Genomic DNA, 22,552 nt, shown 5'->3' on the forward strand with positions numbered 1-22,552 from the left:
AACGGCCGCCCGGAGGTGGGCGGCCGTTCGTCCAGAGGTGACCCGGGCCGGGTCAGGCGCTGAGGGTCGCCAGGTGCTGCTTGACCTGGGTGATCGAGGGGTTGGTCAGGGCGCTGCCGTCGGTGAAGCGCAGCGTCGGCACCGTCTGGTTGCCGCCGTTGACGCTCATCACGAACTCCGCGGCCTCCGGATCCCGCTCGATGTCGACCACCTCGTACCCGATGTCCTCCCGGTCGAGCTGCGACTTCAACCGGTGGCAGTAGCCGCACCAGGGGGTGGAATACATCGTCAGCATGGTCGGATCCTCCAACTCCTCTGACCACCGGCTTGCGGATCAAGCCGAGGCTGTCCGCTACAACGTCCGGAGGAGCTGAGATGATTCCTGGTTGTGGTGGTTCACTCAGCGTCGGAAGGCGTCCTTGCCGGGCTGGACCCGGAGCAGCGCTCCGCGGTGACCGCACCCGCCGGCCCTGTCTGCATCCTCGCCGGCGCCGGCACCGGCAAGACCCGCGCGATCACCTCCCGGATCGCCCACCGGGCGCTGTCCGGGGAGATCTCCCCGCGGCATGTGCTCGCCGTCACCTTCACCGCCCGCGCAGCCGCCGAGATGCGACACCGGCTCACAGTCCTCGGGGCGCACGGTGTCCAGGCGCGGACGTTTCACTCCGCCGCGCTGCGCCAGGTGCGGTACTTCGCCCCCCGCCTGCTGGCTGGCCGGGCCATGCCCGAGCTGCTGGACAGCAAGGTGCGCCTGGTCACCCTCGCCGCCGCCCGGGTCGGCCTGCGTACCGACCGGGCCGCCGCACGGGACCTGGCTGGCGAGATCGAGTGGGCCAAGTCGTCGCTGGTGGAGCCGGGGGACTACGTCGTGTCGGCGGCCCGGGCGCTGCGGGACACGCCGCACGAGCCGGCGAAGGTCGCCGAGGTGTTCACCGCGTACGAGCAGCTCAAGCGCTCCAACGGGGTGATCGACTTCGAGGACATGCTGCGCGCCGCCGTGTGGGGCATCGAGGAGCACCGGGACGTCGGCGAGCAGGTCCGCAGCCAGTACCGGCACTTCGTGGTCGACGAGTACCAGGACGTCAACCCGCTCCAGCAGCGGTTGCTGGACGCCTGGCTGGGCGGCCGCGACGACCTGACAGTGGTCGGCGACGCCAGCCAGACGATCTACTCGTTCACCGGGGCGACCTCGTCGTACCTTGTCGACTTCCCGCGCCGGCACCGCAACGCCACCGTGGTCCGGCTGGTCCGCGACTACCGCTCCACCCCGCAGGTCGTCGGGCTGGCCAACGCGGTGATCTCCCAGGCCCGCGGCGTCGAGGCGCGGCTGCGACTGGAGTTGAGCGGACAGCGCCCCCCGGGACCGGAACCTGACCTGCGGATCTTCACCGACGAGCCGGCCGAGGCGAACGCGGTGGCCGCGCGCTGCCGGTCGCTGATCGACGCGGGCACCCCGGCGAAGGAGATCGCCGTGCTGTTCCGCGTCAACGCGCAGTCCGAGGCGTACGAGAAGGCGCTCACCGAGGCCGCCGTGCCGTACGTGGTGCAGGGCGCGGAGCGGTTCTTCGAGCGGACCGAGGTGCGTCAGGCGATGGTCGCCCTGCGGTCGGCCACCCGCTCGATCCCCGGGGAGACCCCGTTGCCGACCGCGGTGGTCGAGGCGCTCACCGCGGTCGGCTGGGCCCCGGACGCGCCCCCGGCCGGTGGCGCCGCCCGCGAGCGCTGGGAGGCCCTGTCCGCGCTGGTGCAGCTCGCCGAGGAGTACGCGGCCACCCCCGAGGTGGTGCCGATCGGCGAGGCGGCGTCGGTGGAGCGTCCGGTCACCCTCACCGACTTCACCGAGGAACTGGCCCGCCGGGCCGCCCAGCAGCACGTGCCGACGGTGGACGGGGTCACCCTGGCGTCGCTGCACTCGGCCAAGGGCCTGGAGTGGGACGCGGTCTTCCTGATCGGCCTCGCCGAGGGAACCCTGCCCACCACGTACGCCAAGACCGTCGAACAGGTCGAGGAGGAACGCCGGCTGCTCTACGTCGGCATCACCCGCGCGCGGCAGTGGCTCTGGCTGTCGTACGCCGCCGCACGCTCGCCGGGCGGGCGTGCCCGGCGGCCGTCGCGGTTCCTGCCCCAACTGGACCGCTCCGGCGGCACCGAGCGGGCCGGCGCCTCCACCGGTCCCGCGCGCCGTCCCGAACGGCGCCGGACGCAGATCGTGTCCTGCCGGATCTGCGGCGCCACCCTGCTCGCCGGCCCCGACCGCAAGCTGGGTCGGTGCCCCACCTGTCCGTCTGACATCGACGATGAGCTGCACGAACGCCTACGCGAGTGGCGGCAGCGGGTGGCCGGCGCGCAGAAGGTCCCGGCGTACGTGGTGTTCACCGACGCCACGTTGACCGCGCTGGCCGAGCGGCGTCCCGGCCGGCCGGAAGAGTTGATCGCCATCGCCGGCATCGGCCCCCGCAAACTGGGCCTCTACGGGGAGTCGGTGCTGGCGCTCGTGCAGGGCGCGGGGGTGGACGACGTCTGCCCGGAGAAAACTTTCGAAATCTCGTCGTAAATTCGTTTGCCCTCGCCCCCGGGCGAGGAATAGCCTCAGAACACACCACGCGAGCGGCGCCATTCCGGCTGCTCACGGGGGTTGGTCCGGTCGATTCGAGGAACGTGAGGGAGGTGGCCACCGTGGAGATCTTCACCTATGAGCGTCTGACGGCGATGCCGTCTGTCCACGCTCCGCTGTCGGCTGTCCGGGTGGCCCTTGCGGCCGCACGACCGTCGGTTCCGCAGGTGCACCAGGTTCAGGCCGAGCTGAATCTGACCGTTGCGCCGATCGCCGGAGTCGAGGGGACCAGTGGCTTCACGGGCATGGACATCGATGGCGCCAAGAAGCGCACGGATGTCCGCGGCGTTCCACCTCGAGGTAGACCGGTCTGATCTTCAGACACCGGCTCACCTCGAGGCCGCGGAACCCGCTACCGGGATCCGCGGCCTCAGTTTTTTGCCCCGCCGAAGTACGTCGGAATGCGATCCACGAGATCGAAGTGAGAGAGAGGTGACCGGGAGATGAGTCTGGCGTTGGCCCCCCTCGATGTGAGCGTCGAGCTGGAGGCGAACCTGCCCTGCCGGAAGTTCGACCCCGACCTGTGGTTCTCCGACTCGCCTGCCGAGCTCGAGCTGGCCAAGTCGCTCTGCGGGGACTGCCCGCTGCGCGTCGAGTGCCTGGCCGGGGCGGTGGAGCGAGCGGAGCCGTGGGGCGTCTGGGGCGGCGAGATCTTCGAGCGTGGCGCGGTCGTTCCGCGCAAGCGGCCCCGTGGCCGTCCGCGCAAGGAGGACGTCGCTCGTGACGCCGAGCTCCGGGTCGAGGCCGAGGCGCGCTTGGCGGCCAGTGGGCTGTCCGAGGTGCGTGGCGCGGTCCGGCTGGCAGCCTGACATGTTCCCGACCCGTACCAACTACGCCGGTGGCACACCGGCAGTGAGTGAGAAAACGATGTTGAACGTTCCGAGTGGAGCCTTCGAGATGCAACTACTCCACGAAGCGTTGACCAGGGCTCGAATGCGCCGGCCTCAGGCCGGTCGTACCACCACGAGCACTGAGGCAACCCGATCCGCCCGTACCGTCGCCATGAACAGCCGCAACCAGTCGGCGCGCGACCTGGGCGTTCTCTAGTACCACCCCACACAGAAGGGCGGGTGCCGACCGGCACCCGCCCTTCCGCACATCCTCAGGCGACCGGCGCGAAGCCCGGCAGCCAGCGTTCCAGGATGCTGCGGTACGGCGCCTTGGCCTCCAACTGGCAGAGCACCCCGATCGAGCCGAGCGTCACCCGGTGGATGAGCAGGTACGACGGGGGCAGGTTGAGCTGCCTGCTCAGCTGGTACGTGGGGGAGCGAGGGCTGGCCAGCCGGCCCGCCTCGGCCCGCAGCCACGCCCGGGTGAAGCGGAACCCGTCGGCCGCGATGGGTTCCAGCATCGGACGGAGGAAGTCGAGGACCCCCTCGGCGTCGATCTCGTCGGTGGGGCCGATGAAACCCTCGTCCCGCAGTCCCGCCACCACCCCGTCCGCGTCGCCGCGCAGGGCCCGCCCGGCGATGAGGCCGATCGGCTCCGGCGTGCCCTCGGGCATCCGGGCCACCGCACCGAAGTCGATTACCCCGAGTCGTCCGTCGGGCAGCAGCCGGAAGTTTCCCGGGTGCGGGTCGGCGTGCAGAAGACCGGCCCGCTGGGGCGCGGAGAGGTGCAATGTGGCCATCAGGCGGCCGGCCTCGTCCCGCTGTTCCTCGGTGCCCTCGCGGATGATGTCCGCCAGCGGGGTGCCCGTCACCCACTCGGTGACCAGCACCCGGGGTGAGGCGGAGACCACCTCCGGGATGAAGATCTCCGGATCGTCGGCGTACGCGGCGGCGAAGGTGCGCTGCGACTCGGCCTCGAGCTCGTAGTCCAACTCCTCGGTGATCCGCTCGCGCAGCTCGACCAGCAGCGGCTTGACGTCGAGGCCGGGCTGGATCGCCCGGAACATGCCGCCCAGCCGGGAGAGCTGCTTGAGGTCGGCGAGCAGCGCGTCGCCGGCACCCGGATACTGGATCTTGACTGCCACGTCGCGGCTGTTCGGCTCGCCGGACGGGCCGTATCCCGGCTCACGCCACCGGGCCCGGTGCACCTGACCGATGCTCGCCGCAGCAGCCGGGGTGTCGTTGAACTCGACGAACCTGTCGCGCCAGTCGGGGCCGAGCTGCTCGGCCAGCACCTTGTGCACGCTCGCGGCCGGCAGCGGCGGCGCGGCCTCCTGAAGTTTGGTCAGGGCCTGCCGGTACGGCGCAGCGATCTCCTCCGGAAGGGCCGCCTCGAAGACCGACAACGCCTGGCCGAACTTCATCGCCCCGCCCTTGAGCTGGCCCAACACGCTGAACAACTGCTCGGCGGTGCGCTGCTGGATCTCCGCGGAGATCACGTCGGAGGCGAGCCCGGTGACGCGCTTACCCATGCCGAGGACGGTCCGGCCGGCGAAGCCGAGCGGCAGAGCGGCGAGCTTGGCGGTCCGGGACACGGCCCGGCGCGGGATGTCGGTCACTTCGCCATTGTTACCGACCGGAGGGGTCCGCTGCTGCTGTGCGGCCGGGCTGGTGCGTACACCCGGCTCGACGAACACCCGCACGCCGGGTGCGGCGGCCATCCCCGGCGGCGGAACCGGCCCGCCCCGGTGATCTCCATGGCGCCACCCAGTGTCTCGGGGTGGCCGCCGTCGAGGTGCGCCAGGACCTCCGCGACCGCGTACCCGATGGCAGCGAGCAGGGTGCCGGTCGCGCCGGCGGCCATCGGCTCAGCCGCGGCGAGCTGGGCGGCGAGCCCGGGCCAGGCCGGGTCGCGGTCGGCGCGATGCAGCTCGACGCAGCGCAGACAGGGTCCGGCGGGTGGTCGGACCAACGGCCCGATCACCGGTACGCCTTCGCGCAGGGTCACCAGCAGGTGCGGTTGACGGCGCTGGGCGAGACCGGCGGCGAGCAGCGCGGGCGGACGGTCCGTGCCGAGCTGGATCACCAGATCCACCCGGGCGGCCCGGACCGGATGGGTGCCGGTGCCCGGCGCGACACGGTCGACCGCCGCCCGGATGGCCGGAGTCAGTGGCCGGCCCAGCTCGGTGGCGGGGACGCCCGTCCCGACCAGGTCGATCGGCCGCACCGGGCCGGTGAGGTGCGGGATCACCTGCCCGACGCCGGCCTGGGCCAGCGCCACCGCCAGCGGTCCGCCGAGCGCACCGGCGCCGGTGAGCAGCACCCGGGCCGCCCGCCGACGACGCAGAACCTGTGCGGGAGTGCCGGGCAGCCGGGCCGCGGCCAGGGCCAGCGCACCGGCCTCGGCGGCGAGCCGGGCCCGGACCGGTCCCGCCAGGTCGCGGGGGAGCAGGCTGTGCGCCGGCACCAACAGGCCCGCCGCGCGCAGGGCGTCCAGCAACGTACGCGCGTCGTCGGTGCCGACCTGGGCCGCAAGCGCCTGGGTCAGCACGTCCCGTTCGCTGCGCGTGCCGTCGAGCAGGTCGAGCAGGGCGGCGGTACGCGGGTTGGCCAGCTCCACCAGCACGGCGGGCCCCGGGCCGACACCGATCTGGAGGGTGTGCCGATCCCGCCAGAGCCGGCTGAGGCCGGGAAGAAGCGTGGGGCGGGGCAGCGGGGTACGACTCATGGTGACGAATCGTGACCGCATCCCTGCGCTCGGTCGATCGTTGTCCACAGGCGGCCGGGGCGGTATCCAGCCTTGTCCACAGGATCTGGCGGGTTATCCACAGTCCACCGGGCGTGTTGTCCGCCACCCGACAGCCTGGCCGGCGTCCGCAGTGGCCCTCTTCAGAACCGCAACGGGGGCGGGACGGCCACCACGGCCGTCCCGCCCCCGTCGATCCGTACGGTCAGACCTTCGCCTTGCCGAGAATCCGGTTCACTGTTGTGCCGCAAACCGGACACTTGCCCTTGGCCATGTTCATTCCGGTCTTCGAGACCTCCACGTGCCCCTCGAAGTCCCGCTTCTCCTTGCACTTCACGCAGTAACCGTTGTAGGTCTGGGCCTGGTCGGCCACGGTGCCCTCCTCGTCTCGTCCGCCGGTCAATACGGTCCCGGCGGGGTGCCCGGCGGCGGGCCACACGGGGCGCCGGCGCTGGGTCTCACTCCACGGTCACCTTCGTGACCGCTGGTCCGCGGACCCTACCCAGGTCTGGGCAGTTCCATGTCAGCTGTGCATCGGCCTGTGAGCAAGTCGACGTCGAGAGTGTGCATGGCGAATTAGGTCGGATAAGTCAGTTTGGCGGGGACACGCCGACCAAACCCTCACAGCCACCCGTGCGAGTGCCCCCGAGGCAGCGCGGAGCACAGTGATCACCTACGGTGGAGGGGAGCCCGCGCGGTGCCGCGCCGACGACGTACACGGTGGGTGACGAGACGTCCCGGCGGCGTCCCGGCGACGACCGGCCCAAGAAATTTTCGGGACGCTGGGCGACCAAACACCATTTTTTGGGCGCGTGTCGTGCGGTTGACTCTTGCGGACCCCTGGTCAGTACGCATTAGCTTTCCTTCGTGACACGTAGCCGAGGCTGCGCGGGCCAGTGATGGCGGGGACGCGTAAGCCGGTCGTCGAGGTGCGGCGCAGCCAGCGTCGGCGACGCACGGTGTCTGCGTACCGTGACGGTGAGCGGGTGGTCGTCCTCATCCCGGACCAGTTCTCCCGGGCCGAGGAGAGCGAGTGGGTCGACCGCATGTTGGCGCGACTCGCCGCCCGTGAGGGCCGGCTCGCCCGCTCGGACGACGAGCTGGTCGCCCGGGCCAACCGGCTGATCGATCTCTACCTCGGCGGGTACGGCGCGAAGGCGGTGCCGGCCAGCGTCCGCTGGGTCACCAACCAGAACGGTCGCTGGGGCTCCTGCACCCCCGCCGACCGCAGCATCCGCATCTCGCACCGCGTCCAGGACATGCCCGACTGGGTGATCGACTACGTGCTGCTGCACGAGTTGACGCACCTCATCGTGCCCAGCCACAACGCCCGCTTCTGGGCGCTGGTCGGCCGCTACCCCAAGTCGGAGCGCGCCCGCGGCTACCTCGAGGGCGTCGCCGCCGCCTCCTGCGCCCCCGTCCCCACCTGATCGACAGACGCCCCCGAGCACCCCGCCTGCGTACGCCCTGGTCGCGCGCTCTGGCTGCGCGCCGCTCTGCGCGTGCGTCGGGCCGTTTGTGCGGCGGGCCGTGCGGGCGCAGCCGTGCGCGCTGCAGCGCGCCGTGATTGGCAATCTTGGACAGTTTCCGTCAGCTTCGAACGGAAACTGTCCAAGATTCGGCCGGGGCGAGGGCTGGCCGACGTTGATCGACTCGGGTTTCTGGAAATCGGGGCATCCGGGCCACCGGGACACCCCGACTTCCGGGGGACCCGATCAGGTGGTCGTGCGGCGGGATCGAGTCGGCCGAGGCGGGGCGCTAGGGTCGGGTCATGGCGCGGCGGGTGGTGGTGGTGATGCTCGGGCGGGTGCACTGGTCGCCCCCCGGCATCGACCGGGCGGAGTGGCGGGCGGCGCTCGCCGAGGACGTCATTGACCTGGTCGCCACCCTCAACGAGGTGGACGTCGCCGTCGCGGTGACCCCGGCCGACCGTCCGCTGGCGGACGCGCTGGTCTGGCCCGGCACCGCTGTCCACGAGGTGGCCGAGCCGACGCCGAACGCCGTGTTCGCCGCGTTGGACGGCTACGACCAGGTTGCCGTGCTCTCCGCTGACGTGCCCGACCTGCCCGCGCTGACCGTCGGCAAGCTGCTGCGCCCGCTCACCACCCGGTCGGTCGCCGTGGCGCCGGTGGAGGGCGGCGGCCCCGGTCTGCTCGGAGTGGCCGTACGACTGCCCGTGCCGGTGTGGTTGCCTCCGCTGGACCTGGACACGTCGATGCCGGCGGACGCCCGGGCCGGTGCTCCCGCGCCCGGGGACGTCGCAGTCACGGCCGGTTGGCGGCGGCAGCGCGGCCCGGCCGACCTCGCCAGCCTGGACCCGGCCTTCGAGGGCTGGGAGGCCACCCGCGCGTTGCTGTCCGGCTCGGGCCGTCCGGCCTGACCAGGCAACCGGGCACCCCGCCCGATCAGCCGCCTTGCGGACCGGGCAACCCGGCGCGGACATGGGCCGGGTGCCCGCCACCGCGTGGCGTGGGCACCCGGGCTCGCGCGTCAGGCCTTGCTGTCGCCGTCGGTGCTGCTGTCGCCGTCGGTGTTGGTGTCGCCCTCGGTGTCGTCGGGCTGGCCCGGCGCCTTCTCCTTTGCGCCACCGGGCGCGGTGAAGTCGAAGCTGTCCAGCTCGCTCAGGTCCATGTCGTTCATCGCGAAGGCCACCGGGTCGGCGAAGTCGTCGTCCGACGGGAGCAGGTCCGGGTGACCCCAGACGGCGTCCCGGCCTTCGATGCCGCGGTGCTGGGTGAGCGCCGCCCACAGGGCAGCCGCCTCGCGCAGCCGGCGGGGGCGCAGCTCCAGGCCGACGAGCGCGGCGAAGGTCTGCTCGGCGGGGCCGCCGGCGGCCCGGCGGCGACGGAACGCCTCGCCCAACCGGACGACGTTGGGCAGACGGTCACTGGCCGCGCTGTCCACCACGTGGCACACCCAGCCCTCAACCAGGGCCAACGCGGTCTCCAACCGGGCCAGAGAGGCCTTCTGCGCCGGGCTGTCCTCCGGGGTGAAGATGCCTTCCAGGGCGATCGCCTGCATCGACTCCGGGTCGGTCGGGTCGACGCGGCCCATCGCCTCCTCGATCGCCTCGCGGTTGACCCGGATGCCCGAGGCGTACATCTCCACGGCGCTGAGAACGTGCCCGCGCAACCACGGGACGTGCTGGAACAGCCGCTGGTGGGCGGCCTCGCGCAGCGCCACGTAGAGACGGACCTCGTCCTCGGGCAGCTCCAGGCCCTCGCCGTACGCGCGGATGTTGGCCGGGATCAGCGCGGCCGTGCCGGCCGGGCCGAGCGGCAGCCCGATGTCACCGGCGGAGAGCACCTCCGCGGCGAGCGAGCCGAGGGCCTGCCCCAGCTGACCGCCGAAGAGCGCGCCACCGAGGGTCGCCACCATCGACTGCATCGGGCCGAGCTGGGCGCGCGCCTCCGGCGGCACCAGGTCGCCCATCGCGCCGACCATGCGGCTGGCCACCGGGTCGCAGAGCTTGCGCCACACGTCGAGCGTCTTGAAGATCCACTCATTGCGGTTCCAGGCGACCGGGGACTGGATGCCCGACGGCCAGGACGACGCCGGCTCCAACCACAGGTCGGCCAGGCGCAACGCCTCCTCCACCGCGTTGCGCTCGTACGGCGACACCGCCGGGTCGCCAGCGGCGGCGAGCTGGCTGGCCGCCACCTGCCGGGCCAGGTCCCAGTTGACCGGCCCGCTGCCCGGCGCGGAGAGCAGGTGCTGCAACTGCGACATGAACTGCTGCATCTGCGCGGGATCGTTGGGGTCTGGTGGTTGCCCACCCGGGAGCGCGAAACCGAACGGAATATCAGGCACGACGTCTACGGTACGCGGGCCGCGCCCCAGGTAGCCGCCGCTGGCGTTGCGCTGAGGGCGAAGTCGCGCGGCGCATCCGTCGGGTGGGCCCGACGCAATCGGTACGCTCTGGCGCATGAGACGTCGCGGCCTGACGGTCCTGCTCGGTGCCCTGCTCACCGCCCTGCTCAGCATCGGGGTGCTCCGGGTGCCGATCCCGTACGTGGTGCTCGGCCCGGGCCCGACGGTCAACACCCTCGGCACGGCCGACGGTAAGGAGGTCATCCAGGTCACCGGCCGGGAGACCTCCACCTCCGCCGGCCAGCTCCGGCTGACGACGGTGGGCGTGCAGCCGACGGTGCGGCTCCGCTCGGCGATCGCCGGCTGGTTCTCCGACGACGAGGCCGTGGTGCCGCGCGAGCTGGTCTACCCGCCGGGGGAGTCGACGGAGCAGGTCGAGCAGCGCAACGCCGAGGACTTCAAGGTGTCGCAGACCAGCGCCGAGACCGCCGCGCTGCGCGAGCTGGGCTTCCCCGTGCAGGTGGTGATCAAGACCGTCGCCGCGGACGGCCCGTCCGCCGGGGTGCTCAAGGTCGGCGACGTGGTCACCTCGGTCGACGGCAAGCCGGTGCCGGTGGCCGCCAAGGTCACCGAGCTGATCCGCGCCAAGCCGGCCGGTACGGCCCTGAGCATCGGTTACACGCGCGACGGCGCGGCGGCCACCGCGACGGTGACGAGCCGCGAGCAGGACGGTCGGCCGCGGATCGGCGTCGAGATCGACCAGCAGCAGCCGCACCCGTTCACGCTCGGCATCGACCTGGGGGACATCGGCGGCCCGAGCGCCGGCCTGATGTTCGCCCTGGGCATCGTGGACAAGCTGACCCCGGCCGACCTCACCGGCGGAAAGGTCATCGCGGGCACCGGCACCATCGACGACGAGGGCACTGTCGGCCCGATCGGCGGGATCGCCCAGAAGCTGGTCGGCGCGAAGCAAGCGGGGGCCAAGGTCTTCCTGGTGCCGGCGGACAACTGCGCCGAGGCGGTCCGCAACCCGCAGCCCGACCTGCCGTTGCTGAAGGTGGGCTCGCTGGACGAGGCGCTCACCGCTCTGGAGACGTTGCGCGCCGGTGGTCAGCCGACCCGCTGCTGACCGGTGTGACCGTGCCCCGACACGCTCAGGAACACCCCGTACTCTGGGTGCCTGATCGGAGCCGATCACATCGAGCGTGCGGAGCCAACAGTGGTAATGCGTAGCAGCAGCCCCCTGCCGAGGATGAGCCGGCGCGGCCGCGTCACCATCGCTGTCCTGGTCGGGGTGTTCGTGCTCTTCACCCTGCTCGGCTGGGGTGTCCAGGCCTGGACGGACTGGCTCTGGTTCGACGAGGTCCGCTACACCGAGGTCTTCACCGGTGTGCTGCTCACCCGGCTGACGCTGTTCCTCGTCATCGGGCTCGCCATGGCGGTGATCGTCGGCGGCAACCTGTGGCTGGCGCACCGGCTGCGTCCGCGGCTGCGGCCGCACTCGGTGGAGCAGGCCACGCTGGAGCGTTACCGGATGGCGCTCAGCCCGCGCCTCGGCACCTGGATCGCGCTCACCGCCGCCGTGGTCGGGCTCTTCGCCGGCCTGTCCGCGCAGAGCCGGTGGAACCAGTGGCTGCTCTTCCGCAACGGCGGTGACTTCGGGGTCAAGGACCCGGAGTTCGGGGTCGACATCGGCTTCTACGTCTTCCAGCTGCCGTTCTGGCGCTACCTGCTCGGTGTCGGCTTCACCGCCGTGGTGCTGGCCCTGATCGGCGCGCTGGCGGTGCACTACCTCTTCGGCGGGGTCCGCCTCCAGGGCATCGGCGACCGGATGAGCAACGCGGCCCGCGCTCACCTGAGCACCCTCGTCGCGGTGTTCGTGCTGCTCAAGGCCCTGGCGTACGTGCTGGACCGCCGGGCGATGCTGCTGGAGTACAACGAGGGCGCCAAGCTGTACGGCGCCGGCTACGCCGACGTCAACGCGCTGCTGCCGGCGAAGGAGATCCTGGCGTACATCTCGATCGTCGTGGCGATCGCGATCATCGTGTTCTCCAACGCCTGGATGCGGAACCTGGTGTGGCCGGGCATCTCGCTCGCTCTGCTCGGCGTCTCCGCCGTGGCGATCGGCGGCATCTACCCCTGGGCGGTGCAGACCTTCGAGGTGAAGCCGAGCGCCAAGGACAAGGAGGCGCCGTACATCCAGCGCAGCATCGACGCGACGCGCGCGGCGTTCGGGTTGGGCGCCACCGAGACCACCCCGTACGCGGCGAGCAACCTCACCCCACCGGCGAACCTGGCCACCGACACGTCAGTCGTGTCGAACGTGCGGCTGCTCGACCCGCAGCTGGTCAGCGAGACGTACACCCAGCTCCAGCAGGTGCGCGGCTTCTACGACTTCGGCCCCAAGCTGGACATCGACAGGTACGGGGTGAACGGCAAGACCTCCGACTACGTCGTCGGCGTCCGGGAGATCAACTACGGCGAGCTGACCGACCAGCAGAACACCTGGATCAACCGGCACACCGTCTACACCCACGGGTACGGCCTGGTGGCCGCCCCGGCGAACCAGGTGGTGTGCGGCGGGCAGCCGTTCTTCGTCTCGGGTTTCCTCGGCGAGCGGACCCAGGAGGCGTGCTCCTCGCAGACCGAGCAGATCCCGGCCAAGCAGCCCCGCATCTACTACGGCGAGCGGATGGCGCCCGACGACTACGCGATCGTCGGCCAGTCCGACCCGAACAAGAAGGCCGAGTTCGACAGGCCGGTCGGCGAGGGCGGCGGCGAGTCCTACACCTACACCGGCGAGGGCGGCGTCAAGATCGGCTCCTTCACCCGGCGGCTGCTGTACGCCATCAAGGAGCAGGAGTCGAACTTCCTGCTCTCCGAGGCGGTCAACAAGGACTCCAAGCTGCTGTACGTGCGTAACCCGCGGGACCGGGTGGAGAAGGTCGCGCCGTTCCTCACCCTGGACGGCGACCCGTACCCGGCGGTGGTCGACGGCCGGGTGCAGTGGATCGTCGACGGCTACACGACGGCGGCGACCTACCCGTACGCCGAGCGGGTCAACCTCCAGGTCGAGACGACCGACGAGCTGACCAACCGGGGCACCTTCCAGCTGGCCCGGGAGAACGTCAACTACATGCGCAACTCGGTGAAGGCCACCGTCGACGCGTACGACGGCACCGTGACGCTCTACGAGTACGACGACACCGACCCGGTGCTCAAGGCATGGAACAAGGCGTTCGGCGGGGACCTGATCAAGCCGAAGGCGGACATCCCGGTCGAGCTGACCGAGCACCTGCGCTACCCGGCCGACATGTTCAAGGTGCAGCGCAACCTGCTCACCAAGTTCCACGTGACCAACCCGGGTGACTTCTACTCGGCGCAGGACTTCTGGCAGGTGCCGAATGTGCCGGACGCGCCGGACAGCGGCCAGAAGCAGCCGCCGTACTACCTGTTCACCCAGTTCCCGGGCCAGGAGGGCCCGCGCTTCCAGTTGACCTCGGCGGTCACCCCGAACGGCCGGCAGAACCTGGCCGCGCTGATCTCCGGGTCGTACGTCGACGGGAAGCCGCGGCTGGAGGTGCTGGAGCTGCCGGACCAGACCCGGATCTCCGGTCCGGTGCAGGTGCACCAGCAGATGACCAACAACGCGAACATCCGCCAGCAGCTCAACCTGCTCTCCAGCAACCAGGCGCAGGTGCAGTACGGCAACCTGCTCTCGCTGCCGTTCGCCGACGGCATGCTCTACGTCGAGCCGGTCTACGTGAAGAGCAACCAGCAGGACGCGTACCCGCTGCTGCAGAAGGTGCTGCTCTCCTACGGTGACGGCGGCTCGTTCGTGGCGCTCGCCGACAACATCAACGACGGCATCAAGCAGTTGGTGGAGCAGGGTAAGCGCGCCGGGCAGGGCACGTCGCCGCCGCCGACCACGGGCGGCAACCCGACCAGCCCGTCGCCGACCGCGACCCCGACGCCGGGTGGCACCAACCCGCCGCCGACCGGCGAGCTGGCCACCGCCGCGGACCGGGTGCAGGCCGCCATCACCGAGGTCCGCGCCGCGCAGGCGTCCGGCGACTTCGAGCGGTACGGGCGCGCGCTCAAGGCGCTGGACGAGGCGCTCACCGCGTTCCAGCAGGCGCAGCAGGCGAACAACCCGAGCGGCGGTGCGCCGTCGGCGCCGAGCGCCACCCCGAGCGCCGGCACGGGCGGCTGACCAGCGCCCGAGGAGCACCACGGAGCCCTCGTCGTCGGACCTGACCGGTCCTGGCGTCGGGGGCTCCGTCGCGTCCGTACGTTATGCCGGCCTGTCGCCTCTCCGACATGCTTTGTCCGGCTGAACCGCAACCCGCGACCGCCTCCCGCCGTCAGTGATGCAACGGGGCGCGGACAAGGGGGCAGGCGTGAGGGACGCAGAGAGCTTCGACGAGTTCTACCGCAGCACCGCCCGGCGGATGATGCGCTACGGCTACGCGGTGACCGGTGACCACACCGAGGCGCAGGACCTCGTTCAGGAGGCGTTCGCGCGGGCCTGGCGGCAGTGGGGGCGACTGTCGGAGCATCCGGCGCCCGAGGCGTGGCTGCGGTTGGTGGTGTCCCGGCTGGCGAACGACCGCTGGCGGCGCCTGCACCGCTCGCGGGCGATGGTGAGCCGCAGCGGGCCGCCACCGACCGCGCCCCCACCGAGCGAAGACGGGGTGCTGCTCGTGCACGCGCTTCGCCAACTGCCGGCGGCGCAGCGACAGGCGCTGGCCCTGCACTACCTCTTCGACCTGCCGGTCGAGGAGATCGCCCGGGAGGCCGGCGTACCCCTCGGCACCGTCAAGTCCTGGTTGGCCCGCGGCCGGTCCCGGCTGGCCGTGCTGCTGCCCGACGTCCACATCGAGGAGCTGGAGGCGAACGATGTCAGCTGAACTCTCCGACCTGTACCGGTCGCTCACCGTCGTGGCCGATGGGGTGGAGGTGGCCCACCCCGAGCTGGTCCGGAGGCACGCCGACCGGCGGGCGCGGGTCCGGGTGGCCGGCAGTGCGCTGGCGGTGGCGGTGCTGCTCGGCGGGGTGGCCGTCGGGGGGCGGCTGGCGTTCTCCGCCGACGGGCCCGCGCCGCTGCCACCACCGGCCGCCACGCCGGTCTCCCCACTGCCGACGGGGTCGGCGCGGGCGCCCTCACCGTCCCCGTCCGCCTCGCCCTCGTCCCCGACGCCGTCGCGCGCGACCCCGAGCGGTACGCGGTCGGCCGAGCCCACCGGCGGGGCGACCGCCCACCCACCGACCTCGATCCCGGACCGCGCCTTCTTCGTCCTGGCGGCCGCCAACCGGACCGGCCAGGAGTCGACCGCGCCGGGCCCGGTCCTGCCGCCGCTGTGCGGGACCCGCTATCGGAGCGAATCGGCAGTGGTGCAGCGCCGCGCCCGGTCGATCGCCTACAAGCGACCGGACACCCCGCAGGGGAACGTGCCGGACGGCAGTTACCGGCACAGCATCGCGATCTACCGTCCCGGTCGCGCCGACGACGCGCTGCGCGAGCTGCGGCAGGCCGTCCGCGCCTGCCCGCAGCAGACGATGCCCGACGACACCAGGATCTGGCGGCAGCGACTGCTGGACCCGGGGGCGTACGGCGACGAGTCGGTGCTGTTCGAGCTGCGAGCCCCGTACCCGCAGGGCATGGGCGACCCGGGCGCGTACGAGGTGCGACTGGTCCGTGCGGTCCGGGTCGACGACGTGGTGACGGTGCTCTGGGAGCAGGGTTGGGAGTACACCGCCGCCGAGCGCGCGCAGGTCGACGCGGACAGCCGGCGGGCGGTGGCGGCGATCGAGAAATGGCTGGGCTGACGGCGGTATCGGAGTCGTTTTGCGGTGCCCCGGGTCGGTGCGCTACGGTTAACGAGCCGACGCGGGGTGGAGCAGCTCGGTAGCTCGCTGGGCTCATAACCCAGAGGTCGCAGGTTCAAATCCTGTCCCCGCTACGACTGAAAGCCCGTCTCCGGAGATCCGGGGGCGGGCTTTCGCCATGTCCGGAGCCCGTGTCCGGAGCCCGTGTCCGGGCCGCCGAGGCCCCCGCTGATCATCGTCGGGGCGGATGGGTTAGGGTTAACCAGTCGACGCGGGGTGGAGCAGCTCGGTAGCTCGCTGGGCTCATAACCCAGAGGTCGCAGGTTCAAATCCTGTCCCCGCTACCACGGAAAGTGCACACCGGAACCCGGCCCCAGATCGTGGGGCCGGGTCTTCTGTTTCCGGCCGAAGGCCGCCCACCACCGGCGCGATGGGTGCGAGGTGCTCGCCGAATCCGATCACCTCTGTGGATGGCGATCTGCTCCGTCCGTCCGAACGGCGTGAATTCGGCGTGGACCGTCGTGCCGAGGTTGCATCCTTCGGCGAGGATGGGCGCATGTCTTCATTCGGGAAGTGGTGGGGCCGGCTCAGCGCGGTCCTCGGTGCGGTCGTCCTGGCGGTCTTCGTGCCGGTCGCGGCCTGGGCGTCCACGGGGACCGGCGAGTTGGTGGTGGAGGCCGCCCGGCGGCGCTCCCGTGGCGGCGGCTTCGGTTTTCTCGGTCTGCTCTGCTGCCTCGTGGTGGTGGCGATCATCGTGTTCCTGGTGCTGCGTCTGACGCGCAACCGGCGAGGTGGCCCCCCGCGCTGACCGTCGCCCATCCGGCCGGCCGCCGACGACCACCTGTCGACGACGGCCGGCCGGGCCGGTCGGCAGGCGTGGCGGGCGGCGGTGGTCCGCCGGTGGGTCAGGCTGCCAGGGCGGCGTTGGCCTGGGCGAGGAAACGTGAGGTCGCCGCCCGCGTGCCGGTACGCCGGGCGCGGAGGCTCTCCGCCGCGGTGACCAGCAGGGAACGCACCTTGGGGTGGCCCTTCGGCGGTGGCGCGGGAGCCGGCCCCAGCTGGTCGGCGATGCTGGCGCCGAACGCGGCGGCGCGCTTCTGAGCAGGGTCGGTGATGCTGCCCTCGGTGTAGCGGCGTACGGCGAGACTGGCGTTGAGACCACGCTCGTGGCCGAGGATGGTGCCCGCCTCCCCGTTCGTGGTCAGGAAGTTGATCACGTCGGCCACCGCGTCCGGGTGGCGGGTGCCCCGGAACCCCGCCCAGTACATCGACGCCCGCGCCCACTGGGCGCCCGGCGGGCCGGGGAAGCCCACGACACCCAACTCGGAATCGCTGAGTCGTTGCATCTCCGGCAGTTGGTGGGACCAGGCGAAGGACGCGGCGGTCAACCCGGTGACCACCAACTGCCGGGCCGGTTCCCCGCTGTCGGCCTGCTCGACGAGGGCCGCGCCCGGCGTGGCGCGTCCGGTTCGGGCGCGCTGCCACAGCTCGAACCAGGCGATCAGCTCCTCGGCGCCGAAGCCGAGCTGCCGTCCGCGGTAGAACTCGCCGCCCTGGGACCGCAGCCAGAGCCAGAGGGCGCGGTAGTCGCCGGACGCGTCCATCGTGCCGGCCACCTGGCCGTTGCTCGCCTCGGTGACCTGCTGCGCCCAGGCGATGTAGTCCACCCAGGGCATCCCGCCGCGCGGCTCCGGCACCCGCAGCTCGCGCAGCAGGTCACGGTTGAAGACCACGGCCGCGAGAGTCTGCCCGGCGGCCACCGCCATCGTCCGCCCGTCCACGGTGCCGTAGCGGATCAGACCCTCCGGCAGGCCACGCAGGTCCAGTCGGTTGTCGGCGGTCGCTTCGGTGAGGTCGAGGGCGATCTGGCGTTCGCTGTACTCGGTCAGCATGGCGTCGTCGAGCTGGATCAGGTCCGGAACGTTGCCGCCGGCCGCCTGGGTGGCCAACCGCTCGTAGTAGCCGTCGGCGCCCTGCCAGGTGACCCGGAAGCTGACCTGCGGGTTGCGCTGCGAGTACAGCCGGAGGGCCTTCTCCGTCAACTCGGCCCGCCTCGCCCCGCCCCACCAGAAGACCGACAGCTCGATCGGCCCGTCCTGGGTCGAGGTGTCGGCGCCATCGCTGCATCCGGCCAGCCCACCGGTGGCCAGCAGGGGTGCGCCGAGCAGCGCGGTGAGCACTCGGCGTCGGCCCGGGTCGGCGCCGAAGCGGACGATCGGTGGACGGGCAACGGGCACGAGGTCTCCTGGCACGTACGGACGGGTCGGACCATTCACGCAGGCGGCGCAGGAGGGTGTCAACGTCCGTCCGGTCACCCCGGCAGCCCGCGGGCGGTATGGGTGGCCGGAACGGGCCTGTCGTCGTCGCGTGGTGTACTAGGGCGCGTGGAACTTCTGCACTCGGGCAAGGTTCGGGACGTGTACGCCGACGGCGACGACCTGATTCTGGTCGCCTCGGACCGCATCTCGATCTACGACGTGCCCCTCCCGACACCGATTCCGGACAAGGGCCGGCTGCTCACTGCCCTCTCGCTGTGGTGGTTCGAGCAGCTCGCCGACCTGGTGCCGAACCACGTCATCTCGGCCACCGACGTGCCGGCCGAGTTCGCCGGGCGGGCCATCCGCTGCCAGCGGCTGGACATGGTCCCGGTCGAGTGCGTCGCCCGGGGTTACCTCACCGGCGGCGGCCTGCGGGAGTACGAGCGCACCGGCGCGGTCTCCGGCGTACCGCTGCCGCGCGGGCTCGTCGAGGCGTCGATCCTGCCCGAGCCGATCTTCACGCCGTCGAGCAAGGCGCCGGCCGGCGAGCACGACGAGCCGATCACGTACGCCGACGTGGTGGACAAGGTGGGCGACGAGACCGCCGAACGGCTGCGACAGATCACCATCGACGTCTACCGGCGCGGTGCCGAGCTGGCCGCCGACCGGGGCATCCTGATCGCCGACACCAAGATCGAGCTGGGCTGGGCGCCGGACGGCACCCTGGTGCTCGCCGACGAGCTGCTCACCTCCGACTCGTCGCGGTTCTGGCCGGCCGAGTCGTACCAGCCGGGCCGGGTGCAGTTCTCCTACGACAAGCAGTACGTGCGGGACTGGGCCACCGGCAGCGGTTGGAACAAGCTGCCTCCGGCGCCGGACGTGCCCGCCGAGGTCGTCGAGGCGACGCGCGCCCGCTACGTCGAGGTCTACGAGAAGCTCACCGGCAACCGCTGGAGCTGAGCGGGCCGCCAGGCCCCTCGGTCCGCCAGGTCTCTCGGTCCGCCAGGTCGCCCGCTGCGCCGGGTTGCGCGCTGGGCCGGGTTGCGCGCTGGGCCGGGTCGCCCGCTGCGCCGGGTTGCGCGCTGTGCCGGGTTGCTCGTTTCGCCGGGTCGCTCGCTGGGCCGGGTCGCTCGCTGGGCCGGGGCACCACTGTGCGTCCTTTGCTCTGCTTCAACCGGCGCAACACTCACGGCACCTTTCTGTTGCCTCCGCTGAAGCAGAGCAAAGGACGCGCACGTGGGTGCTTGACCGGGCACGCTTGGCTGGGACGGTTGGCCGGTCTGGCACCGGGCCTACGGCACTCCAGTCGGGCGTCCGCGTGGCACTCCAGTCGGGCTTCCGCGCGCCGCTTCGTCCGGGCGTCCGCGCGCCGCTTCGTCCGGGCGTCCGCGCGCCGCTTCGTCCGGACGCCTGCGCGGCGCTTCACCTGGTCGCCTCTGTCACTCCACCCAGTCGAGCGTGCGCTGCACGGCCTTGCGCCACTGGCGCAGCTCGCTGTCGCGTAGCTCCGGTGCCATCGTCGACTCCCACTGCGCGTCCGAGCGCCACTGCGCGCGCAACGTAGCCAGGTCCGGCCAGAAGCCCACCGCCAGGCCGGCCGCGTACGCCGCGCCGAGGCAGGTGGTCTCGGTGATCCGGGAGCGGACCACCGGCACGTCGAGCACGTCGGCGAGGAACTGCATGAGCAGGCCGTTGGCGGTCATCCCGCCGTCCACCCGGAGTCGGCGCAGCGCCACGTCGGAATCGGCGTTCATCGCGTCGACCACCTCGCGGGTCTGCCACGCCGACGCCTCCAGCACCGCCCGGGCCAGGTGCCCCTTGGTGATGTAGCCGGTCAGCCCGGCGATCACGCCGCGCGCGTCGCTGCGCCAGTGCGGGGCGAAGAGCCCGGAGAACGCCGGCACCACGTAACAGCCGCCGTTGTCGTCCACGGTGCGGGCCAGGTCCTCCACCTCCGCGGCGCTGGAGATCAGCCCGAGGTTGTCGCGCAGCCACTGCACCAGCGAGCCGGTGACGGCGATGGCGCCCTCCAGGGCGTACGCCGGAGGTTGGCCCTTGATCTGGTACGCGACGGTGGTGAGCAGGCCGTGGGTGGAGGGCACCGGGCTGGCGCCCGTGTTGAGCAGCAGGAAGCTGCCGGTGCCGTAGGTGCACTTCGCCTCGCCCGGCTGGAAGCAGGTCTGCCCGAACAGGGCGGCCTGCTGGTCGCCGAGTGCGCTGGCCACCGGCACGCCGGCGAGCACGCCGGTGGCGGTGCCGTACACCTCGGCGGAGCAGCGGATCTCCGGGAGCATCGCCGCCGGCACGCCCAGCGCGTCCAGCAGTTCCGGATCCCAGTCGAGGGTGGCGAGGTCCATCAGCATGGTCCGGCTGGCGTTGGTCACGTCGGTGACGTGCTCGCCGGTGAGTTTCCAGATCAGCCAGCTGTCCATCGTGCCGAAGAGCACCTCGCCACGCTCGGCGCGCTCGCGCAGGCCGTCGACCTCGTCGAGCAGCCAGCGCAGCTTCGGGCCGGCGAAGTAGGTGGCCGGCGGCAGGCCGGTGCGGGCCCGCAAGCGCTCCTCGCCGTACGCCGAGGCCAGCTCGCGCAGCAGCGGCCCGGTGCGGGTGTCCTGCCAGACGATGGCGTTGGCCACCGGGCGGCCGGTGGCCCGGTCCCAGACGACTGTGGTCTCCCGCTGGTTGGTGATGCCCACGGCGGCGAGCCCGGCCGCGTCGGTGCCGGCGGCCTGCAGCGCCTCGGCGACCACCTGCTGGACGTTGTCCCAGATCTCCTCGGCGTCGTGCTCCACCCAGCCGGGCCGGGGGAAGATCTGCCGGTGCTCGCGCTGGGCCGAGGCGACGATGTCCCCGGCGGAGTCGAAGACGATGCACCGCGAGGAGGTGGTGCCCTGGTCGATGGCGGCGACGTACTCGGTCCTCACGGCAGCACCGTACCCAAACCGGCGGCGCGGAGCGACAGACGTCACGTTGGCCGGGGCTTCGCCTACGATGTGCGAACGTGCGCGACATCGCCGTTTTCAGTGGAACCGCCCATCCCGACCTGGCTGCCGAGATCTGCGCCCACCTGGGGGTGCCGCTGCATCCGGTGCGGGTCTCCCGGTTCGCCAACGACTGCCTGGAAGTGCAGTTGCAGGCCAACTGCCGGGAGCGGGACGTCTTCCTGATCCAGCCGCTGGTCCCCCCGGTGCAGGAGAACCTCGTCGAGCTGCTGCTGATGATCGACGCGGCGCGGGGCGCGTCCGCCGGCCGGATCACCGTGGTGCTGCCGCACTACGCGTACGCCCGCTCGGACAAGAAGGACGCGCCGCGCATCTCGATCGGGGCTCGGCTCGTCGCCGACCTGCTCACCTCGGCGGGTGCGGACCGGGTGCTCGCGATGACCCTGCACTCGCCGCAGGTGCACGGCTTCTTCAGCGTCCCGGTGGATCATCTGCACGCGCTGCGCGAGCTGGCCACCCACTTCCGGCGCTACGACCTGAGCGACACAGTGGTGGTCTCGCCGGACCTGGGCAACGCCAAGGAGGCCGCCGCCTTCGCCCGGCTGCTCGGCACGCCGGTGGCGGCCGGTGCGAAGCAGCGGTTCAGCGACGACCTGGTCAAGATCAGTGCCGTGATCGGCGAGGTCGCCGACCGGGACGTCATCGTGCTGGACGACGAGATCGCCAAGGGCAGCACCGTGGTCGAGCTGATGGAGCATCTGCGCGGCCTGAAGGTGCGCTCGATCCGGCTGGCCTGCACGCACGGCCTGTTCTCCGGCGACGCGCTGCGGCGGCTCAGTGACCAGGACGGCGTGTTGGAGATCGTCTGCACCAACACCGTCCCCATCCCGGCCGAGAAGCGGGTCGGGAAACTCCAGGTCCTCTCGGTGGCTCCCGCCCTGGCCGAGGCCATGCGCCGGATTCACAACGGGGAGTCGGTCTCGGCCCTGTTCGGGTGAGCCCGCCCGCGCCGGGCCCGGTCTCAGCGCTTGGTGCGGTCGGTGGCGGCGAGGGTGGCGGCGATGCGGACGGTGGTGCCGGCGGCGCTGGTGGCGATCTCCATGGCGTCGGTCAGCTCCCGGGCCAGCCAGAGACCCCACCCGCCGGCGGTGTCCGGGGCGGGACGGCTCCGGTCGCCCAGCCGCTGCGGGGTGATGCCCTGGCCGTGGTCCGCCACCTCGCAGAACAGCCCGCCGGGCTCCCGCCAGAGCCGCAGCCACCCGCGCCCGCCGCCGTGCCGCACGGCGTTGGTGATCAACTCGTTGACCGCCAGCACGAAGTCGTCCAGCCGTTGGCCTTCGAGGCCGGAGGTGTGCGCGCAGGAGGTGACCGAGTGTCGAATCTCGGTCACCTGGGCCTGCTCGAAGGCCTCGGCGATCAGGAGGGAGGGTTCGATGGGCACAACCGTACGCGGTGCGTGCGGATCTGCATTCGTCATGGCCCGTCCCGACAGCGGATCTCGGAGTATTTCGCGGCTTTTCAAC

At 71.8% G+C, this 22,552-nt stretch carries 20 protein-coding genes and 2 tRNA genes; 14 read left to right on the forward strand and 8 right to left on the reverse strand.

Annotation, left to right across the window (positions count from 1 at the left end; all coding sequences use genetic code 11):
- Positions 1 to 52: 52 nt before the first annotated feature.
- Positions 53 to 295, reverse strand: a complete 243-nt coding sequence (locus tag AB0B39_RS16150) for a mycoredoxin (protein WP_357574658.1) — start codon at positions 293 to 295, stop codon at positions 53 to 55.
- A gap of 93 nt (positions 296 to 388) precedes the next feature.
- Between AB0B39_RS16150 and AB0B39_RS16155 the strand changes: the two genes are divergently transcribed.
- The 3 genes from AB0B39_RS16155 (at position 389) to AB0B39_RS16165 (ending at position 3,423) form a co-directional block, all read left to right on the forward strand.
- The gene (locus tag AB0B39_RS16155; RefSeq protein ID WP_357495793.1) at positions 389 to 2,554 is read left to right on the forward strand and encodes an ATP-dependent DNA helicase UvrD2; all 2,166 of its coding nucleotides are present in this window, start codon (positions 389 to 391) and stop codon (positions 2,552 to 2,554) included.
- A 122-nt stretch (positions 2,555 to 2,676) separates the two neighbouring features.
- Positions 2,677 to 2,928: a hypothetical protein gene (locus AB0B39_RS16160; RefSeq protein ID WP_357495795.1), complete on the forward strand. Its 252-nt coding sequence runs from the start codon at positions 2,677 to 2,679 to the stop codon at positions 2,926 to 2,928.
- A 129-nt stretch (positions 2,929 to 3,057) separates the two neighbouring features.
- Positions 3,058 to 3,423: a WhiB family transcriptional regulator gene (locus AB0B39_RS16165; protein WP_007464802.1), complete on the forward strand. Its 366-nt coding sequence runs from the start codon at positions 3,058 to 3,060 to the stop codon at positions 3,421 to 3,423.
- Between the two features lie 293 nt (positions 3,424 to 3,716).
- On the opposite strand, the gene AB0B39_RS16170 is transcribed toward AB0B39_RS16165, so the two are convergent.
- From AB0B39_RS16170 to AB0B39_RS16180, 3 genes are all read right to left on the reverse strand, one after another.
- Positions 3,717 to 5,063 (reverse strand): AarF/ABC1/UbiB kinase family protein, encoded by a 1,347-nt coding sequence (locus AB0B39_RS16170; RefSeq protein WP_234587657.1) that lies wholly within the window; start codon positions 5,061 to 5,063, stop codon positions 3,717 to 3,719.
- Entirely contained in the window at positions 5,060 to 6,172 is a 1,113-nt protein-coding gene (locus AB0B39_RS16175; protein WP_357574659.1) for a hypothetical protein, read from the reverse strand. Before AB0B39_RS16175 ends, AB0B39_RS16170 begins: the two co-directional genes overlap by 4 nt.
- Before the next feature lie 223 nt (positions 6,173 to 6,395).
- On the reverse strand, positions 6,396 to 6,563 hold the full coding sequence (locus AB0B39_RS16180; protein WP_007464795.1) for a DUF5679 domain-containing protein: 168 nt from the start codon (positions 6,561 to 6,563) through the stop codon (positions 6,396 to 6,398).
- A 526-nt stretch (positions 6,564 to 7,089) separates the two neighbouring features.
- On the opposite strand from AB0B39_RS16180, the gene AB0B39_RS16185 reads away from it, so the two are divergent.
- Together AB0B39_RS16185 and AB0B39_RS16190 are read left to right on the forward strand one after the other, a co-directional pair.
- Positions 7,090 to 7,620, forward strand: a complete 531-nt coding sequence (locus tag AB0B39_RS16185; RefSeq protein WP_234587656.1) for a M48 family metallopeptidase — start codon at positions 7,090 to 7,092, stop codon at positions 7,618 to 7,620.
- Between the two features lie 341 nt (positions 7,621 to 7,961).
- The gene (locus AB0B39_RS16190) at positions 7,962 to 8,570 is read left to right on the forward strand and encodes a hypothetical protein (protein ID WP_357574660.1); all 609 of its coding nucleotides are present in this window, start codon (positions 7,962 to 7,964) and stop codon (positions 8,568 to 8,570) included.
- A gap of 110 nt (positions 8,571 to 8,680) precedes the next feature.
- Here the strand turns inward: AB0B39_RS16190 and AB0B39_RS16195 are convergent, their stop codons facing one another.
- Positions 8,681 to 10,000, reverse strand: a complete 1,320-nt coding sequence (locus AB0B39_RS16195) for a zinc-dependent metalloprotease (protein ID WP_357574661.1) — start codon at positions 9,998 to 10,000, stop codon at positions 8,681 to 8,683.
- 115 nt (positions 10,001 to 10,115) lie between these two features.
- Here AB0B39_RS16195 and AB0B39_RS16200 point away from each other — a divergent pair, with 115 nt between their 5' ends.
- The 7 genes from AB0B39_RS16200 (at position 10,116) to AB0B39_RS16230 (ending at position 16,637) form a co-directional block, all read left to right on the forward strand.
- Positions 10,116 to 11,129 (forward strand): PDZ domain-containing protein, encoded by a 1,014-nt coding sequence (locus tag AB0B39_RS16200; protein WP_357574662.1) that lies wholly within the window; start codon positions 10,116 to 10,118, stop codon positions 11,127 to 11,129.
- A 96-nt stretch (positions 11,130 to 11,225) separates the two neighbouring features.
- Positions 11,226 to 14,213 (forward strand): UPF0182 family protein, encoded by a 2,988-nt coding sequence (locus AB0B39_RS16205; protein WP_357574663.1) that lies wholly within the window; start codon positions 11,226 to 11,228, stop codon positions 14,211 to 14,213.
- A gap of 187 nt (positions 14,214 to 14,400) precedes the next feature.
- Positions 14,401 to 14,910, forward strand: coding sequence for a SigE family RNA polymerase sigma factor (locus AB0B39_RS16210; RefSeq protein WP_357574664.1), 510 nt, complete (start codon positions 14,401 to 14,403; stop codon positions 14,908 to 14,910).
- The gene (locus tag AB0B39_RS16215) at positions 14,900 to 15,829 is read left to right on the forward strand and encodes a hypothetical protein (protein ID WP_357574665.1); all 930 of its coding nucleotides are present in this window, start codon (positions 14,900 to 14,902) and stop codon (positions 15,827 to 15,829) included. Before AB0B39_RS16210 ends, AB0B39_RS16215 begins: the two co-directional genes overlap by 11 nt.
- Before the next feature lie 60 nt (positions 15,830 to 15,889).
- Positions 15,890 to 15,963: transfer RNA gene (locus AB0B39_RS16220), tRNA-Met, on the forward strand.
- Positions 15,964 to 16,099: 136 nt separating this feature from the next.
- Positions 16,100 to 16,176: transfer RNA gene (locus AB0B39_RS16225), tRNA-Met, on the forward strand.
- Positions 16,177 to 16,385: 209 nt separating this feature from the next.
- The gene (locus AB0B39_RS16230; RefSeq protein ID WP_089019121.1) at positions 16,386 to 16,637 is read left to right on the forward strand and encodes a hypothetical protein; all 252 of its coding nucleotides are present in this window, start codon (positions 16,386 to 16,388) and stop codon (positions 16,635 to 16,637) included.
- Between the two features lie 97 nt (positions 16,638 to 16,734).
- Here AB0B39_RS16230 and AB0B39_RS16235 read toward each other — a convergent pair whose 3' ends face one another.
- The gene (locus AB0B39_RS16235; RefSeq protein ID WP_357574666.1) at positions 16,735 to 18,066 is read right to left on the reverse strand and encodes an extracellular solute-binding protein; all 1,332 of its coding nucleotides are present in this window, start codon (positions 18,064 to 18,066) and stop codon (positions 16,735 to 16,737) included.
- Between the two features lie 147 nt (positions 18,067 to 18,213).
- Between AB0B39_RS16235 and AB0B39_RS16240 the strand changes: the two genes are divergently transcribed.
- Positions 18,214 to 19,047 carry a phosphoribosylaminoimidazolesuccinocarboxamide synthase gene (locus AB0B39_RS16240; protein WP_234587642.1) on the forward strand — a complete coding sequence of 278 codons (834 nt, stop codon included), beginning with the start codon at positions 18,214 to 18,216 and terminating at the stop codon, positions 19,045 to 19,047.
- Between the two features lie 479 nt (positions 19,048 to 19,526).
- Here AB0B39_RS16240 and glpK read toward each other — a convergent pair whose 3' ends face one another.
- Positions 19,527 to 21,011 (reverse strand): glycerol kinase GlpK, encoded by a 1,485-nt coding sequence (gene glpK / locus AB0B39_RS16245; RefSeq protein ID WP_357574667.1) that lies wholly within the window; start codon positions 21,009 to 21,011, stop codon positions 19,527 to 19,529.
- A 77-nt stretch (positions 21,012 to 21,088) separates the two neighbouring features.
- On the opposite strand from glpK, the gene AB0B39_RS16250 reads away from it, so the two are divergent.
- Positions 21,089 to 22,027, forward strand: a complete 939-nt coding sequence (locus AB0B39_RS16250; RefSeq protein WP_357495817.1) for a ribose-phosphate pyrophosphokinase — start codon at positions 21,089 to 21,091, stop codon at positions 22,025 to 22,027.
- Positions 22,028 to 22,050: 23 nt separating this feature from the next.
- Here AB0B39_RS16250 and AB0B39_RS16255 read toward each other — a convergent pair whose 3' ends face one another.
- A complete protein-coding gene (locus AB0B39_RS16255) occupies positions 22,051 to 22,506 on the reverse strand; it encodes an ATP-binding protein (RefSeq protein WP_357574668.1) in 456 nt (151 codons plus the stop codon).
- Positions 22,507 to 22,552 lie beyond the last annotated feature (46 nt).

The sequence above is a fragment of the Micromonospora sp. NPDC049114 genome, from assembly GCF_040648635.1.
GTDB lineage: Bacteria > Actinomycetota > Actinomycetes > Mycobacteriales > Micromonosporaceae > Micromonospora.

Coding starts and splice junctions, on each gene's coding strand:
- AB0B39_RS16150 (WP_357574658.1), bottom strand. CDS start 295: ATGCTGACGATGTATTCCACCCCCTGGTGCGGCTACTGCCACCGGTTG.
- AB0B39_RS16165 (WP_007464802.1), top strand. CDS start 3,058: ATGAGTCTGGCGTTGGCCCCCCTCGATGTGAGCGTCGAGCTGGAGGCG.
- AB0B39_RS16175 (WP_357574659.1), bottom strand. CDS start 6,172: ATGAGTCGTACCCCGCTGCCCCGCCCCACGCTTCTTCCCGGCCTCAGC.
- AB0B39_RS16185 (WP_234587656.1), top strand. CDS start 7,090: ATGGCGGGGACGCGTAAGCCGGTCGTCGAGGTGCGGCGCAGCCAGCGT.
- AB0B39_RS16190 (WP_357574660.1), top strand. CDS start 7,962: ATGGCGCGGCGGGTGGTGGTGGTGATGCTCGGGCGGGTGCACTGGTCG.
- AB0B39_RS16200 (WP_357574662.1), top strand. CDS start 10,116: ATGAGACGTCGCGGCCTGACGGTCCTGCTCGGTGCCCTGCTCACCGCC.
- AB0B39_RS16205 (WP_357574663.1), top strand. CDS start 11,226: ATGCGTAGCAGCAGCCCCCTGCCGAGGATGAGCCGGCGCGGCCGCGTC.
- AB0B39_RS16215 (WP_357574665.1), top strand. CDS start 14,900: ATGTCAGCTGAACTCTCCGACCTGTACCGGTCGCTCACCGTCGTGGCC.
- AB0B39_RS16230 (WP_089019121.1), top strand. CDS start 16,386: ATGTCTTCATTCGGGAAGTGGTGGGGCCGGCTCAGCGCGGTCCTCGGT.
- AB0B39_RS16255 (WP_357574668.1), bottom strand. CDS start 22,506: ATGACGAATGCAGATCCGCACGCACCGCGTACGGTTGTGCCCATCGAA.